This window comes from Pseudomonas sp. FP215, from assembly GCF_030687795.1.
Lineage (GTDB): Bacteria > Pseudomonadota > Gammaproteobacteria > Pseudomonadales > Pseudomonadaceae > Aquipseudomonas > Aquipseudomonas salmasensis.
Genome location: NZ_CP117447.1, coordinates 1,449,242 through 1,463,773, shown reverse-complemented (window position 1 = coordinate 1,463,773; position 14,532 = coordinate 1,449,242). Strand labels below are relative to the sequence as shown.

Annotated in this window: 15 protein-coding genes; 8 read left to right on the top strand and 7 right to left on the bottom strand. The window is 61.0% G+C overall.

Annotated elements, in window-relative coordinates; all coding sequences use genetic code 11:
• Positions 1 to 6: 6 nt before the first annotated feature.
• Positions 7 to 1,722, bottom strand: coding sequence for a copper resistance system multicopper oxidase (locus tag PSH76_RS06610; RefSeq protein WP_305493775.1), 1,716 nt, complete (start codon positions 1,720 to 1,722; stop codon positions 7 to 9).
• A gap of 126 nt (positions 1,723 to 1,848) precedes the next feature.
• A complete protein-coding gene (locus PSH76_RS06605) occupies positions 1,849 to 2,238 on the bottom strand; it encodes a hypothetical protein (RefSeq protein WP_032895863.1) in 390 nt (129 codons plus the stop codon).
• A gap of 153 nt (positions 2,239 to 2,391) precedes the next feature.
• Between PSH76_RS06605 and PSH76_RS06600 the strand changes: the two genes are divergently transcribed.
• Positions 2,392 to 2,661, top strand: coding sequence for a hypothetical protein (locus PSH76_RS06600; protein ID WP_032895862.1), 270 nt, complete (start codon positions 2,392 to 2,394; stop codon positions 2,659 to 2,661).
• Positions 2,662 to 2,725: 64 nt separating this feature from the next.
• On the opposite strand, the gene PSH76_RS06595 is transcribed toward PSH76_RS06600, so the two are convergent.
• Positions 2,726 to 4,072 carry a DEAD/DEAH box helicase gene (locus PSH76_RS06595; protein ID WP_003193110.1) on the bottom strand — a complete coding sequence of 449 codons (1,347 nt, stop codon included), beginning with the start codon at positions 4,070 to 4,072 and terminating at the stop codon, positions 2,726 to 2,728.
• A gap of 192 nt (positions 4,073 to 4,264) precedes the next feature.
• Here PSH76_RS06595 and PSH76_RS06590 point away from each other — a divergent pair, with 192 nt between their 5' ends.
• A complete protein-coding gene (locus tag PSH76_RS06590; RefSeq protein ID WP_305493774.1) occupies positions 4,265 to 5,557 on the top strand; it encodes a mechanosensitive ion channel family protein in 1,293 nt (430 codons plus the stop codon).
• Positions 5,558 to 5,573: 16 nt separating this feature from the next.
• Here PSH76_RS06590 and PSH76_RS06585 read toward each other — a convergent pair whose 3' ends face one another.
• Positions 5,574 to 6,140, bottom strand: coding sequence for a TetR/AcrR family transcriptional regulator (locus tag PSH76_RS06585; RefSeq protein ID WP_056786582.1), 567 nt, complete (start codon positions 6,138 to 6,140; stop codon positions 5,574 to 5,576).
• 125 nt (positions 6,141 to 6,265) lie between these two features.
• Between PSH76_RS06585 and PSH76_RS06580 the strand changes: the two genes are divergently transcribed.
• The gene (locus PSH76_RS06580; RefSeq protein ID WP_098950693.1) at positions 6,266 to 7,054 is read left to right on the top strand and encodes an SDR family oxidoreductase; all 789 of its coding nucleotides are present in this window, start codon (positions 6,266 to 6,268) and stop codon (positions 7,052 to 7,054) included.
• A gap of 61 nt (positions 7,055 to 7,115) precedes the next feature.
• Positions 7,116 to 8,144: an NADP-dependent oxidoreductase gene (locus PSH76_RS06575; RefSeq protein WP_305493773.1), complete on the top strand. Its 1,029-nt coding sequence runs from the start codon at positions 7,116 to 7,118 to the stop codon at positions 8,142 to 8,144.
• On the opposite strand, the gene PSH76_RS06570 is transcribed toward PSH76_RS06575, so the two are convergent.
• From PSH76_RS06570 to PSH76_RS06560, 3 genes are all read right to left on the bottom strand, one after another.
• Positions 8,101 to 8,970 carry a carboxylate/amino acid/amine transporter gene (locus tag PSH76_RS06570; RefSeq protein ID WP_034136149.1) on the bottom strand — a complete coding sequence of 290 codons (870 nt, stop codon included), beginning with the start codon at positions 8,968 to 8,970 and terminating at the stop codon, positions 8,101 to 8,103. The genes PSH76_RS06575 and PSH76_RS06570 overlap by 44 nt on opposite strands.
• Positions 8,971 to 9,173: 203 nt before the next feature.
• Complete coding sequence (locus tag PSH76_RS06565) at positions 9,174 to 9,773, bottom strand: FMN-dependent NADH-azoreductase (protein WP_032895856.1); 600 nt, start codon at positions 9,771 to 9,773, stop codon at positions 9,174 to 9,176.
• 151 nt (positions 9,774 to 9,924) lie between these two features.
• On the bottom strand, positions 9,925 to 10,239 hold the full coding sequence (locus PSH76_RS06560; RefSeq protein WP_098950690.1) for a 3-phosphoglycerate kinase: 315 nt from the start codon (positions 10,237 to 10,239) through the stop codon (positions 9,925 to 9,927).
• Positions 10,240 to 10,288: 49 nt separating this feature from the next.
• Between PSH76_RS06560 and PSH76_RS06555 the strand changes: the two genes are divergently transcribed.
• The 4 genes from PSH76_RS06555 (at position 10,289) to PSH76_RS06540 (ending at position 14,511) form a co-directional block, all read left to right on the top strand.
• Positions 10,289 to 11,212: a LysR family transcriptional regulator gene (locus PSH76_RS06555; RefSeq protein WP_003193120.1), complete on the top strand. Its 924-nt coding sequence runs from the start codon at positions 10,289 to 10,291 to the stop codon at positions 11,210 to 11,212.
• Positions 11,213 to 11,226: 14 nt separating this feature from the next.
• Positions 11,227 to 12,039 carry an alpha/beta fold hydrolase gene (locus PSH76_RS06550; RefSeq protein WP_098950689.1) on the top strand — a complete coding sequence of 271 codons (813 nt, stop codon included), beginning with the start codon at positions 11,227 to 11,229 and terminating at the stop codon, positions 12,037 to 12,039.
• Entirely contained in the window at positions 12,033 to 12,596 is a 564-nt protein-coding gene (locus tag PSH76_RS06545) for a peptidylprolyl isomerase A (RefSeq protein WP_014719428.1), read from the top strand. Before PSH76_RS06550 ends, PSH76_RS06545 begins: the two co-directional genes overlap by 7 nt.
• A gap of 82 nt (positions 12,597 to 12,678) precedes the next feature.
• Positions 12,679 to 14,511 carry an ABC transporter ATP-binding protein gene (locus tag PSH76_RS06540; protein ID WP_305493772.1) on the top strand — a complete coding sequence of 611 codons (1,833 nt, stop codon included), beginning with the start codon at positions 12,679 to 12,681 and terminating at the stop codon, positions 14,509 to 14,511.
• Positions 14,512 to 14,532: the final 21 nt, after the last annotated feature.

Here is a 14,532-nt window from a genome sequence, read left to right as displayed (position 1 = left end):
GCTTCCTTATTCATGCACGCGCACCTCACGGAACATGCCCATTTCCATGTGGTACAGCAGGTGGCAGTGATAGGCCCAGCGCCCCAGGGCATCGGCGGTGACGCGGTAACTGCGGCGGGAGCCCGGTGGCATGTCGATCGTATGTTTGCGCACCTGGAACTGGCCGTTTTCGTCCTCCAGGTCGCTCCATAAGCCATGCAGGTGAATCGGGTGGGCCATCATGGTGTCGTTGACCAGCACCACCCGCACGCGCTCGCCATAGGTCAGTTGCAGAGGCTCGGCATCGGAAAACTTCACGCCATTGAACGACCAGGCGAACTTCTCCATATGCCCGGTGAGGTGCAATTCAAGCGTGCGCGAGGGGTCTCGGCCATCGGGGTCTTCGAAGGTACTGCGCAGGTCGGCATAGGTGAGCACCCGGCGGCCGTTGTTGCGCAGGCCGATTCCAGGGTCGTCCAGCTTGGGCACCGGGTTCATCGCCTGCATGTCTACCAGCGGGTTGTTCTGCTCGCTGGCGGGGTGTTTCTGCATCGCCATCGCGCCCATGGCGCTGTGATCCATGCCTTCCATGCCCGGCATATCGGCCATGGCACCGTGGTCCATGCCGCCCATGCCCATATCGTCCATGGTCAGCCACGGGCGCGGATCAAGCGGCGGTACCAAGGCCGTCGCTCCCACCTGCCGGGCGAGGGTGCCACGGGCAAACCCTGTGCGGTCCATGGACTGGGCAAACAGGGTGTAGGCCTCTGCCACGGGCTCGACCAGCACATCGTAGGTTTCCGCCACGGCGATACGGAATTCATCGACGCTCACCGGCTTCACTGGCTGCCCATCCGCGGCGATCACGGTCATCTTCAGTCCGGGAATACGCACATCGAAATAGGTCATCGCCGAGCCATTGATAAAGCGCAGGCGAATCTTTTCTCCCGGTTTGAACACCCCGGTCCAGTTCTGCCCAGGCGGCTGGCCGTTGAGCAAGTAGGTGTAGGTCTCGCCGCTGACGTCCGCAAGGTCGGTGGGGTTCATCTTCATTTGCGCCCACATCAGCCGGTCGGCAGCCGTGGCCGACCAGCCCTGCTCGCCCACATCCCGGATAAAATCGCCCAGGGTGGGTTTGTGCAGGTTGTAGTAATCGGACTGCTTCTTGAGGGTCTTCATCAGGGCGACGGGGTCTTCGTCGGTCCAGTCCGACAGCATCACCACGTAGTCACGCTGGTAGGTATAAGGCTCGGGCTCCTTGGGGTCGATGACCAGCGGGCCGTACACGCCCTGCTGCTCCTGAAGCCCGGAATGGCTGTGATACCAGTAGGTGCCGTGCTGCTTGACCTTGAACTGGTAGACATAAAGACCGCCCGGCTCGATGCCCTTGAAGCTCAGGCCGGGCACGCCGTCCATGGTCGATGGCAGCAGGATGCCGTGCCAGTGGATCGAGGTGGGCTCCCCGAGGCGGTTTTTCACGCGCAGGGTCACGGTGTCGCCTTCGCGCCAGCGCAACAGCGGGCCGGGCAGGCTGCCGTTGACGGTCAACGCGGTGCGCGCACGGCCGGTCAGGTTGACGGGGGTCTGGTCAATAAACAGGTCAAATTCGCTGCCGGCGAGTACCGTGGGCTGGCCGGGGCTGGTCAGTGCCCACACAGGGGGGCGCCAAAGCCCGAGCCCGCCTAGCAGGCCGCCTGCGGCCAGGCCTTTAACGAATGTGCGTCTGGAGGTAGTGGAGTGCATGCCGATTCAAGTCCGTGAGTTGAATGGCAGCAGATTAGAAGTCGCCGGCTGTCAGCAACCTTAGCGGCAGATTACCGATTCGACAGGTTCACCCGGCACCCTCGGGGGCGCCCGGGCATAAGAGGATCAGGCGATCTGGGCTTTGGAGGCCACTTCAGCGAACGTTGCCGGATCAAGCGCGTCAGCCTGCTCATCCAACACCTGGCGCGGATGATCATTGCCCGGAATCGAGCTGTCGATCAGCGCCAGCAGTTGCGCACCCAGGCCCGTGAGGATGAAGTTCTCGCCATTGCCGCCCTCTTCCTCCGGCCGCGACTCGATAAAGCCACGCTTGAATAGCAGCGCCTCGTAATCGGCAGCGGTCTTCTTCAGCGCATCCAGGTTGCCAGTGTCCTCGCCGGCCGTCGCCTTCTCGGCAGCCTCCTGCTCGGCGTATTTGCGCGGGGCAAAGCTGCCCTCGCCGTTCTGCACTTCATGCAGCAGACGTTCGATCAGATCCCAATTGTAAGCCTTCATCCTGATTCCTCCTGCAGGCCGATGGAGTTAGCCCGTCTAAGGGAGTGACACGTCCTGGCACTGGCCGTTCAACCGAACGGACGGGCGTCATTTCTCTGAACTTTCCAGAGGTTCGCCACCTCAACTGCACATCACTGCCAAGGAAGTCCGACCATGAAAACCTTGCTGAAGCTGACCCTCGCCGCCACGCTGTTAAGCGCCCTGCCCGCCTGGGCCTGCACCCCCGAGGAGGCCACCGCCAAGCGCGAAGAACTGGCCAAGGAAGTGACCAAGCTCACAGAGCAGAACCCGACCAAGGCCAAGGAGATGAATGACGAGTTGCAGAAAATGGACCTGGATACCGAAAGCGCCGAGTTTCCCGACAAGTGCCAGTTGATCGATGCGCGGCTCAAGGAGCTCAGAGAAGCTGCGGGGAAGCGTTGAGCACAGCGGGACGCTGATGGCGAAAAAAAACCGGACATCGTCCGGTTTTTTTAGGCCCGCCTGCTTATTCGGCAGCCGGTGCTTCTGGCTTGCGGCGCTTGAGCGGGGCCATGCCGTCCTTGCTGACGAGCGACAGGTTGTCGGTCTTCGGCCGGTTGGCGATCTTGCGCTTGGTCGGCGACTTGGCGCCGGTTTTCTTCTTGTCGCCCTTGGCGTCGGTCTTTTTCTTCTTCACGCCAACGGCCTTGCCCGACGCCTTGACCTTCTTCGGCCCGGTGTACGTGCCTTTGACTTCCTTGATGGTGCGGCGCTCGAACGACTGCTTCAGGTAGCGTTCGATGCTCGACATCAGGTTCCAGTCGCCGTGGCAGATCAGCGAGATGGCCAGGCCATCGTTGCCGGCCCGGCCGGTACGGCCGATGCGGTGCACGTATTCGTCGCCGCTGCGTGGCATGTCGAAGTTGATCACCAGGTCCAGGCCGTCCACGTCGAGGCCGCGTGCGGCAACGTCGGTGGCCACCAGGATCTTCACACCGCCCGCCTTGAGACGGTCGATGGCCAGCTTGCGGTCCTTCTGGTCTTTCTCGCCGTGCAGCACGAACGCCTTGTACTCCTGCGCAACCAGGCGCCCGTAGATACGGTCGGCGGCGGCACGGGTGTTGGTGAACACGATGGCCTTCTGGTAGGTCTCGTTGGCCAGCAACCAGTTCAGGATCTGTTCTTTGTGCACGTTATGGTCAGCGGTGACGATCTGCTGACGCGTGGTGGCGTTCAGGTCGCTGACGTTGTTGACCTGCAAGTGCTCAGGGTTGTTCAGCACCTTGGCGACCATGTCGCGCAGGGTCGAACCACCGGTGGTGGCGGAGAACAGCATGGTCTGCTGGCGGTTGACGCACTCGCCGACCAGACGTTGCACATCATCGGCAAAGCCCATGTCGAGCATGCGGTCGGCTTCGTCGAGCACCAGCACTTCGACTTCCTTGAGGTCAAGGTTGCCAGCGTTGAGCTGCTCGATCATGCGCCCTGGGGTGCCGATCAGAATATCCGGCACCTTGCGCAGCATCGCGGCCTGGACCTTGAAGTCTTCGCCACCGGTAATGATGCCGGACTTGATGAAGGTGAACTGCGAGAAACGCTCGACTTCCTTCAGGGTCTGCTGGGCCAGCTCGCGGGTCGGCAGCAGGATCAGGGTCTTGATGCTGACGCGCACCTTGGCCGGGCCGATCAGGCGGTTGAGCACCGGCAGGACGAAAGCGGCGGTCTTGCCGCTGCCGGTTTGCGCCGTCACCCGCAGGTCACGCCCTTGCAGCGCGAGCGGGATGGCCGCTGCTTGCACAGGCGTAGGCTCGACAAATTTAAGCTCGGCCACGGCTTTGAGCAGGCGTTCGTGCAGGGCGAATTGGGAAAACACGGGTGCTACCTCGAAGAAATACAAAATATCAGCTGTATAGGTTACCGGTTTCGCGCGCCCAAACCGAGTTTCTTTACGCGAACGGGGCTAATCAGCTGCTTTTTTGTCAGCGATTTTGTCCAGAGCGTCAACTTTGTTGCACTTAAATGCTCTAATCGCCCCGTGTTGTCTTAAAGAAGAATCGGTTCACTCATGGATATCAAACAGCTCTGGCTCAACGTCAAAGACCTTTGGGGCACCCTCGATGAACACCCGGTCCTGCATTCCAGCCTTGGTTTGCTGGTGTTGCTGGTGGTGGCATTGGTGGTGGGACGGGTCGCCCGTTACCTCATCCTGCACGCGGTCAAATTGCTCGGCCGGCAACCGGCGCTGCACTGGCTGAACGACCTGCGGCACAACAAAGTCTTCCATCGCCTGGCGCAAATGACGCCGTCGCTGGTGGTCCAGTTCGGCCTGTACCTGGTACCAGACCTGAGCAAGACCGCCATCCTGTTCATCGGCAACGTGGCCCTGGCGATCAGCATTCTGTTCATGGTGCTGGCGATTAGCGCCCTGCTCAACGCGCTGCTGGATATCTACGCACGCACCGAACACGCACGCACCCGCTCGATCAAGGGCTATGTGCAACTGGCGAAAATGGTGCTGTTCGTGTTCGGCGCGATCATCATCGTCGCCACCCTGATCGACCGCTCGCCGCTGTTGCTGCTGTCGGGCCTGGGTGCGATGTCGGCGGTGATTCTGTTGGTGTACAAGGACACCCTGCTGTCGTTCGTCGCCAGTGTGCAATTGACCAGCAACGACATGCTGCGCGTCGGTGACTGGATCGAAATGCCCCAGGTCGGCGCCGATGGTGATGTGGTGGATATCACCCTGCACACGGTGAAGGTGCAGAACTTCGACAAGACCATCGTCTCGATCCCCACCTGGCGCTTGATGTCCGAGTCGTTCAAAAACTGGCGTGGCATGCAGGCCTCCGGTGGGCGCCGTATCAAGCGCAGCCTGTACATCGACGCCAGCGGCGTGCGCTTCCTGAACGATGAGGAAGAAGTGCGCATGACCCAGGTGCACCTGCTCAGCGGCTACATCAGCCGCAAACAGGCCGAACTCAAGGCCTGGAACGAGGCCCAGGGCCACAGCGCGCAACTGTCGGCCAACCGTCGGCGCATGACCAACCTCGGCACCTTCCGCGCCTACGCGCTGGCGTACCTGCAAAGCCACCCGGAGATTCAGCCGAACATGACCTGCATGGTGCGCCAGATGCAAACCACCGCCCAGGGCGTGCCGCTGGAGATCTACTGCTTTACCCGCACCACGGCGTGGGGCGATTACGAGCGGATTCAGGGCGATATCTTCGATTATCTATTGGCCGTGTTGCCGGAGTTCGGGCTGAGCCTGTATCAGCAGCCGAGCGGCAATGACCTGCGCGCCGGCGTGCTGCCGGCGTTGGCTGGGGCCATGCCGGTGCCCGTCGCCGAAACGGCATGAGGTGATGCGAACGGGATTACGGCAGTGATGCCGTAATCTCCTTGCGGCACACTTCAAGCACTTCATCGGCCAGGGCGGAATCATCCGGGCACGCCCGCGACAGCATGATTGCGCCGATGGCATGGGCCATGCTGTCGAGCATTTTCGCGCGCACGCCTTCTTGTGGCGTTTCATGAGCCGCGTTGTACTTTGCTTCCAAGGCTTGCAGGGTGTTTTCCAAACCGTTGGCAAAGGTCGCCTTCAGCGTGTCCGATTGACGGGCAGCATCGGCACACAACGCCGCCAAGGTGCATCCGCCGCCGCGATGATCGCGGTGCTGTCTGGACAGGTAAACCTCGAAAAACTGCTCCACCTCCATCTCTGCGCTGTCGGCCAATGACTGCGCCAGGCTGTTGGCGGCGGCTTCCGCCATCAGGTCCGCCTTGGAACCGAAGTGCTTGTAAAAGCCGCCCTGGGTAAACCCGGCCGCGGCCATCAGCTCGGCCACGCCCACCCCATCAAAACCCCGCTCGCGGAACAGCTCGGAAGCTGTCGCGACGATATGGGCTCGATTGTTCTGTGACTGCGCCTTGGTGATCTTCATGTCTGTGGTCCTGCCAGCTTGCGAGATAGGCATATTACTATGATGTCGATCATAATCAAAACCGTTGACAGCTTTGATTATGATCGACATCATAAAACCTCCTCGCACTCACAGAGCATCACACCATGAGCACTTCCAACACCGTTCTGATCACTGGCGCTTCGACCGGCATTGGCGCCGCCTATGCCGAACGCTTTGCCGCACGCGGCCACGACCTCGTACTGGTCGCCCGTGACGTCACGCGCCTGGAAGCGCTCGCCGCCCGACTGCGTGAACAGCATGCCGTCAGCATTGATATCCTCCCGGCCGACCTGACCCAGAGCGCGGACCTGGCAGTGGTTGAAGCGCGCCTGCGTGATGACGCCAGCATTGGCACCCTGGTCAACAATGCCGGCGCTGCGCAGTCCGGCGGTTTTATCGAACAATCCACCGACAGCGTCGCGCAGTTGGTCGCCCTCAACACCACCGCGCTGGTACGCCTGGCCAGTGCCATCACCCCGCGCCTGGCGGCAGCGGGCAACGGCGCTATCATCAACATTGGCTCAGTAGTGGGCCTGGCCCCGGAATTCGGCATGACGGTCTACGGCGCGACCAAGGCGTTCGTACTGTTCCTGTCCCAGGGCATGAGCCTGGAACTGGCGCCCAAAGGCGTGTACGTGCAAGCCGTGCTGCCCGCCGCCACGCGTACCGAGATCTGGGAACGTGCGGGCATTGATATCAACACCCTCACGGACGTGATGGAAGTAGGTGATCTGGTGGACGCAGCGCTGGTGGGGTTTGATCGCCGCGAGCCGGTGACCATTCCGCCGTTGCAGGACGGTGCCCGCTGGGATGCGTTGCAAGCTGCGCGACAAGGCCTGCTGGCGCAGATCAAGCAGTCCCAGGTTGCCGAGCGTTACCTGGCCAACGCCTGATTAACCGGTAGCAGGCGTGCTCCGCGCCTGCCCTTCTCAGCCAAGCAACGAGCGTTGAACCATGAAGGCATTTTCCATCGAACGGTACGGCAAACAGCCCGGCCGCCTCATCCAGGCCCCCGCGCCTATCGTAGGCGAGCACGACGTGCTGGTTCAGGTGCGGGCCAGCAGCGTCAATGTGCTGGATGCAAAGATCGCCAAAGGCGAATTCAAACTGATCCTGCCGTATGCGTTGCCGTTGACACTGGGCAATGACCTGGCCGGCGTGGTGCTCAGCGTCGGCACGGCGGTACAACGCTTCAAGCCGGGGGACGAAGTCTACGCCCGCCCGCCCCAGCAGCGTATCGGCACCTTCGCCGAGTTGATTGCCGTGCGCGAAGACGCACTGGCGCGCAAACCCGACAACATCACCATGGAGCAAGCCGCGTCCCTGCCCCTGGTCGCGCTGACGGCGTGGCAGGTGCTGGTGGAAACCGCGAAGCTGAAAAAAGGCCAGAAGGTGTTCATTCATGCCGGCTCAGGCGGGGTGGGCAGTATCGCCATCCAACTGGCCAAGCATTTGGGCGCTTTTGTCGCGACCACCACCAGCACCGCCAATGTGGAGTGGGTCAAGGCGTTGGGCGCGGATGTGGTGATCGACTACAAACAGCAAGCCTTCGAGGCCGTGCTGCGGGATTACGATGTGGTGCTGAACAGCCTGGGCGCGGAGGCGCTGGCCAAGTCACTGAAGATTCTCAAGCCCGGCGGTCAACTCATCTCCATCTCCGGCCCACCGACGCCTGCCTTCGCGCGCGCGCAGAAACTGCCCTGGGTATTGGGCCTGGTCATGGGTGTGTTGAGCAGCGGTATCCGCAGGAAAGCACGCAAGCAAGGCGTGAGCTATGACTTTGTGTTCATGCGTGCCAGCGGCGCCCAACTGGATGAAATCACCGCGTTGGTTGAGTCCGGGATTATCCGGCCGGTCATCGACCGTACCTTTCCTTTCGAATCCACAGCTGCGGCCCTGGACTATGTGGAACAAGGCCGCGCCAAAGGCAAGGTGGTGATCACGATGGCGACGGCACCGCCCGACGCACACCCAGCCGGCTGATCCACACGGCCCCCAGAATCACCAGACCGCCCAGGGCCAAACGGCCCAGCGGTTCGTGCTGGTTCCAGATCAGCAGGTTCAGCAGCAACCCCACCGGCACATGCAGGTTGTTCATCACCGCCAGGGTGCCGCCATTGACCAGGCAGGCGCCCTTGTTCCACCAGTACATGCCCAGCGCGGTGCTGACCAACCCGAGGAACACCAGCACGCCCCATTGCAGCGGCGCTTGCGGCAGGAAGTCAGCCTTGCCGAACAGCAGGAACGCCGGCAACACCACCAACAAGGCGCCCAGGTAGAAATAACCGAAACGTCGAAAGTGCGGCTGGTCACTGGGATAACGCGCCACCAGGTGCTTGTACATGACTTGCCCGGCGGCGTAGGTGAAGTTGGCCAGTTGCAGGAGCAAGAACCCCATCAAAAAGTGCGGGGTGATCTGATCGAAACGAATCACCGCCGCCCCCCCCACCGCCACCAGGGCCGCGACCAGTGCCCAGGGATTGAAGCGGCGATTAAGCGCGTCCTCGATCAGGGTCACATGCAGCGGTGTGAGGATGGTGAACAGCAGCACTTCCGGCACCGTGAGCACGCGAAAGCTCAGGTACAGGCACACATAGGTCACGCCGAACTGCAATGCACCGATCACCAACATGCCGCGCATGAACGCGGGCTCCACCGAGCGCCAGCGTGTCAGCGGAATAAAGATCAGCCCGGCCAGCACCACACGCACCAGCACGGCAAAGTAGCTGTCGACGTGACCGGCGAGGTATTCGCCGATCAAGCTGAAGGAAAATGCCTGAATCAGGGTGACAACCAGTAGATAGCCCATGCGCGCCTCGTTTCGAATGGGCGCGACATTAAAGCTTTTTGGGGTTTGAAGAAACTCGGCGCAAAAAAAACCCGACCTCGCTAAAGCGGCAGTCGGGCAGGAGCACTCAGGAGCAAAAAGTGCAAAGGGAGGTTCGATACGCGTACTTGAAGGGTTTGCGTGGGGCTATATAAGCAGCACGGGATTATCTGACGATTAACGCCTCAGGCCACCTGGGCCAGCAGTGCCTTGGCGTGATTGACGCCCTTCTCCTGGAAGTCGCCGCCCAGGTTGACGCCTTCGGCGTGAATGAAGGTGACGTCATGAATGCCGATAAATGCCATGACCTGGCGCAAGTACGGTTCCTGATGATCCGAAGTGGCGCCGGTGTGGATACCACCGCGTGCGGTGAGCACAATGGCGCGCTTGCCGGTCAACAAACCCTGGGGCCCGGTAGCGGTGTACTTGAAGGTCACACCGGCCCGCAACACGTGATCCAGCCAGGCTTTGAGGGTGCTGGGGATGGCGAAGTTGTACATCGGCGCGGCCATCACCAATACGTCGGCGGCCAGCAGTTCGTCAGTCAACTCGTTGGAGCGGTCCAGGGACACCTGTTCGTCGTCGTTACGCTGCTCCGCCGGCTTCATCCAGCCACCCAGCAGGTTGGCATCCAGGTGGGGTACCGGATTGAGCGCGACGTCACGCACGGTGATGCTGTCTGCCGGATGGGCGACTTGCCATTGGCTGATGAACTGTTGGGTGAGCTGGCGGGAAATCGAATCCTGCTGGCGCGCACTGCTTTCGATGATCAGGACATTGGACATGGCTTCGTAGGCTCCATCGGTAATTGCTGTAAGTCGATGGAGAGAAGGTTAACCAGGGCCCATTCGATAAAAAAGCGCAAAAAACTGCTACAACCCATCTAGAAATTTGTTTATATGCGGAGTATTCCTGTGGGCATGCTCCGCTGCTGCTTTATTTTGGCGCGCAGTCCAGGGCAATACGCATCTTGATGATGGAGCGGTTGAACTTGGCCGTGGTGTTGGTGCTTTTGCCGGCTGGCACGGTCACGGTGCGGCGGCGTGGCGATTCCGGGCCGTTGGTGAAGGTTACCGAACACACAGCATCCTGGGTGCCGTAGTTGCTTAGCTGAATCGAACTGATGTCTGCGTCCACATCGGACGCTGTGTAATCAATGCTGACGCCATCGATCTTTTTCGTCACGTCGATAGGATAGGCAAACGCGCTCATCGGCAGCAGCGCCAGCAACACACAACACAATTTTCTCATTCGGCAGTCTCCAATAAGGACCGCCAGCTTAGGACAAGAGGAGCTCATCTTGAAAGCGCCCCGCGTTACCCTCGATCAATGGCGCACCTTGCAAGCCGTGGTCGACCATGGCGGCTTTGCCCAAGCCGCCGAAGCGCTGCACCGTTCGCAATCTTCGGTGAGCTACACCGTGGCGCGCATGCAGGACCAACTTGGCGTCCCGCTGCTGCGCATTGACGGGCGCAAGGCGGTGCTGACCGAGGCTGGTGAGGTGCTGCTGCGCCGCTCCCGCCAGTTGGTGAAAAACGCCAGCCAGTTGGAAGACCTCGCCCACCATATGGAACAGGGCTGGGAAGCCGAAGTGCGCCTGGTGGTGGATGCCGCCTACCCCAGCGCCCGTCTGGTTCGCGCGTTAACCGCCTTTATGCCGCAAAGTCGTGGCTGCCGGGTGCGCCTGCGCGAAGAAGTGCTGTCTGGCGTCGAAGAGTTGCTGCTCGACGGCATGGCGGACCTGGCCATTTGCGGGTTTATCATCCCCGGCTACCTGGGCACGGAAATGAGCGATGTGGAGTTTGTCGCCGTGGCCCACCCCGATCACTCGCTGCATCGCCTCAACCGTGAGCTGAGTTTTCACGACCTTGAAAGCCAGATGCAGGTGGTGATCCGTGACTCGGGCCGCCAGCAACCGCGCGACGTCGGCTGGCTCGGCGCCGAACAGCGCTGGACCGTCGGCAGCCTCGCGACCGCCGCCACCTTCGTCGGCAGCGGCCTGGGCTTTGCCTGGCTGCCCCGGCACATGATCGAGCGCGAACTCAAGGAAGGCGTGCTCAAGCAGTTGCCCCTGGAAAAAGGCGGCAGTCGCAACCCGACCTTTTACCTGTACTCGAACAAGGATAAGCCCCTGGGGCCCGCCACGCAGATCCTCGTGGAATTGCTGCGCACCTTTGACACCGCTCCCTTGGACGCGCCCTTTGCCGCCCCTCAACAAGCCTGAAACGGAGTTCACCCATGGCCTGGTTCGACCATGAAGGCTGCAGCCTGCATTACGAAGAATATGGCCATGGCAACCCGCTGATCCTGATCCACGGCCTGGGCTCCAGCAGCCAGGATTGGGAACTGCAAGTGCCGGTACTCGCCCGGCACTACCGCCTGATCGTGGTTGACGTGCGCGGCCATGGTCGCTCGGACAAACCCCGGGAGCGCTACAGCATCAAGGGGTTTACCTTCGACCTGATCGCCCTGATCGAACACCTCAACCTGCCAGCGGCCCACGTGGTGGGTTTATCCATGGGCGGCATGATCGCCTTCCAACTGGCGGTGGATGAACCCCTGCGGGTCAAGAGCCTGTGCATCGTCAACAGCGCGCCTGAGGTCAAGGTGCGCAGTGCCGATGACTATTGGCAGTGGGCCAAACGCTGGACCCTGGCCCGCGTGCTCAGCCTGGGCACCATCGGCAAGGCCTTGGGCGATCGGCTGTTCCCCAAACCTGAGCAGGCCGACCTGCGCCGCAAGATGGCCGAGCGCTGGGCAAGAAACGACAAACGTGCTTATCTCGCCAGCTTCGACGCCATTGTGGGCTGGGGCGTGCAGGAACAACTGTCGAGAATTGCCTGTCCAACCCTGGTCATCAGCGCCGACCATGACTACACCCCCGTGGCGCAGAAAGAAATCTATGTAAAACTGCTGCCCGATGCGCGACTGGTGGTCATCGAAGATTCCCGCCATGCCACGCCCTTGGATCAACCCGAGGTCTTTAACGCGACCTTGCTCGATTTTCTAAAGACCGTCGAAACCACTACCAGGATCACTGACCCATGCTGAAAAAAATCGCCTTCTTTGCCGGTTCCGCCTTGTTCGCTGCCAACCTGATGGCGGCTGAGCCGGCCAAGGCGCCACACGTGTTGCTCGACACCACCAACGGCCAAATTGAAATCGAACTCGACCCGGTCAAGGCGCCGATCAGCACCAAGAACTTCCTGGCCTATGTCGACAAAGGCTTCTACACCAACACGATCTTTCACCGCGTGATCCCGGGCTTCATGGTCCAGGGCGGCGGGTTCACCCAGCAAATGTCGCAAAAGCCGACCGAAGCCCCGATCAAGAACGAAGCCAGCAATGGCCTGCATAACGTGCGTGGCACGTTGTCCATGGCTCGCACCAATGACCCGAACTCGGCCACCAGTCAATTCTTCATCAACGTGGCTGACAATGCCTTCCTCGACCCGGGCCGCGATGCCGGTTATGCCGTGTTCGCCAAAGTGGTCAAGGGCATGGACGTGGTCGACATCATCGTCAACTCCCAGACCACCACCAAGCAAGGCATGCAGAACGTGCCTATCGATCCTGTGATCATCAAGTCGGCCAAGCGCATCGACTGAGGTCTGCAGGCAGCTTTGCGCGGTGCCCACACGGCACCGTGCACCTTTGAAAGGAGAGCCCGCCCGGCGGGCGTCAAACCTAATGCTCTATCGTCGTTTTGAACAACTGATCGATATTTTCCGCGACGCCCCCAGCGCGGCCCCTCCCGAAAAAGTCCTGCCCTTCTATCTCTATTACCTACGCCAGGTGTGGCCGTGCTTCGCCGCGCTCTTGGTAGTGGGACTGGTCGGCGCCCTGATCGAAGTCGCGCTGTTCAGCTATTTGAGCCGCATCATCGACCTGGCCCAGGGCACGCCGCCGGCGAACTTCTTCCAGAGCCACAGCGCCGAGCTGATCTGGATGGCCGTGGTCGCCCTGTTGTTGCGCCCGCTCTTCAACGGCCTGCATGACTTGCTGGTGCACCAGACCATCAACCCTGGGATGACCAGCCTGATTCGCTGGCAGAACCACAGCTACGTGCTCAAGCAGAGCCTGAATTTCTTCCAGAACGATTTCGCCGGGCGCATCGCCCAGCGGATCATGCAAACCGGCAACTCCTTGCGTGACTCGGCGGTGGCGACCGCAGAGGCTATCTGGCACGTGTCGATCTACGCCATCAGTGCCCTGGTGTTGTTTGCCGAGGCCGACTGGCGGCTGATGATCCCGCTGATCACCTGGATCGTTTGCTACAGCCTGGCCCTGCGTTACTTCGTACCTCGTGTGAAAGAACGCTCGGTGGTCTCCTCGGAGGCGCGCTCCAAGTTGATGGGCCGAATTGTCGACGGCTATACCAATATCACCACCTTGAAGCTGTTCGCCCATACGCAGAATGAACAGGAATACGCCAAGCAAGCGATCATCGAGCAGACCGAAAAAACCCAACTGGCCGCCCGCGTGCTCACCAGCATGGACACCGTGATCTGTATTTTGAACGGCCTGCTGATCGTCACCACCACTGGCCTGGCCTTGTGGCTGTGGACGCAGTCGCTGATTTCCGTGGGCGCAATTGCCCTGGCCACCGGCCTGGTGATCCGCATCGTCAACATGTCCGGCTGGATCATGTGGGTGGTCAACGGCATCTTCGAAAACATCGGTATCGTGCAGGACGGCCTGAAGACCATCGCCCAGCCACTGGCTGTGGTCGACCGTGAAAACGCGCCGCGCCTGACCGTGCCCCACGGCCAGGTGCGCTTTGAGCAGGTGGACTTCCACTACGGCAAGAAGAGCGGAATCATTGGCGGCCTGAACCTTGAGATCAAGGCCGGGGAAAAGATCGGTTTGATCGGCCCATCCGGCGCAGGCAAATCGACGCTGGTCAACCTGCTGCTGCGCCTTTACGACCTGCAGGGCGGGCGCATCCTCATCGACGGCCAGGACATCGCCGAAGTGGCCCAGGAAAGCCTGCGCGCACAGATCGGCATGATCACCCAAGACACCTCGTTGCTGCACCGCTCGATCCGCGACAACCTGTTGTATGGCAAGCCCGACGCGACTGATGAGGAACTGTGGGCGGCGGTGCACAAGGCCCGCGCCGATGAGTTCATCCCGCTGCTGTCGGACTCCGAGGGCCGCACCGGGCTGGATGCCCATGTGGGTGAACGCGGGGTAAAACTCTCCGGCGGGCAACGCCAGCGTATCGCTATCGCCCGCGTGCTGCTCAAGGACGCGCCGATCCTGATCATGGACGAAGCCACCTCTGCGCTGGACTCGGAAGTGGAAGCGGCGATCCAGGAGAGCCTGGAAACCCTGATGCAGGGCAAGACGGTAATTGCGATTGCGCACCGGTTGTCGACCATCGCACGCATGGACCGCCTGGTGGTGCTGGAAAAAGGCCAGATCGCCGAAAGCGGCAGCCATTCCGAGTTGCTGGCATACGGCGGGCTTTATTCGCGGTTATGGCAGCATCAGACCGGAGGGTTTGTCGGTATAGACTGATTTTGCTGGGTAAAGCCCTGC

What these genes read in the sequence shown, in the direction of transcription:
- PSH76_RS06550 (WP_098950689.1), top strand. Translation starts at nt 11,227, where the DNA reads ATGGCCTGGTTCGACCATGAAGGCTGCAGCCTGCATTACGAAGAATAT.
- PSH76_RS06560 (WP_098950690.1), bottom strand. Translation starts at nt 10,239, where the DNA reads ATGAGAAAATTGTGTTGTGTGTTGCTGGCGCTGCTGCCGATGAGCGCG.
- PSH76_RS06540 (WP_305493772.1), top strand. Translation starts at nt 12,679, where the DNA reads ATGCTCTATCGTCGTTTTGAACAACTGATCGATATTTTCCGCGACGCC.
- PSH76_RS06570 (WP_034136149.1), bottom strand. Translation starts at nt 8,970, where the DNA reads ATGGGCTATCTACTGGTTGTCACCCTGATTCAGGCATTTTCCTTCAGC.
- PSH76_RS06565 (WP_032895856.1), bottom strand. Translation starts at nt 9,773, where the DNA reads ATGTCCAATGTCCTGATCATCGAAAGCAGTGCGCGCCAGCAGGATTCG.
- PSH76_RS06575 (WP_305493773.1), top strand. Translation starts at nt 7,116, where the DNA reads ATGAAGGCATTTTCCATCGAACGGTACGGCAAACAGCCCGGCCGCCTC.
- PSH76_RS06585 (WP_056786582.1), bottom strand. Translation starts at nt 6,140, where the DNA reads ATGAAGATCACCAAGGCGCAGTCACAGAACAATCGAGCCCATATCGTC.
- PSH76_RS06545 (WP_014719428.1), top strand. Translation starts at nt 12,033, where the DNA reads ATGCTGAAAAAAATCGCCTTCTTTGCCGGTTCCGCCTTGTTCGCTGCC.
- PSH76_RS06580 (WP_098950693.1), top strand. Translation starts at nt 6,266, where the DNA reads ATGAGCACTTCCAACACCGTTCTGATCACTGGCGCTTCGACCGGCATT.
- PSH76_RS06600 (WP_032895862.1), top strand. Translation starts at nt 2,392, where the DNA reads ATGAAAACCTTGCTGAAGCTGACCCTCGCCGCCACGCTGTTAAGCGCC.
- PSH76_RS06605 (WP_032895863.1), bottom strand. Translation starts at nt 2,238, where the DNA reads ATGAAGGCTTACAATTGGGATCTGATCGAACGTCTGCTGCATGAAGTG.
- PSH76_RS06590 (WP_305493774.1), top strand. Translation starts at nt 4,265, where the DNA reads ATGGATATCAAACAGCTCTGGCTCAACGTCAAAGACCTTTGGGGCACC.
- PSH76_RS06610 (WP_305493775.1), bottom strand. Translation starts at nt 1,722, where the DNA reads ATGCACTCCACTACCTCCAGACGCACATTCGTTAAAGGCCTGGCCGCA.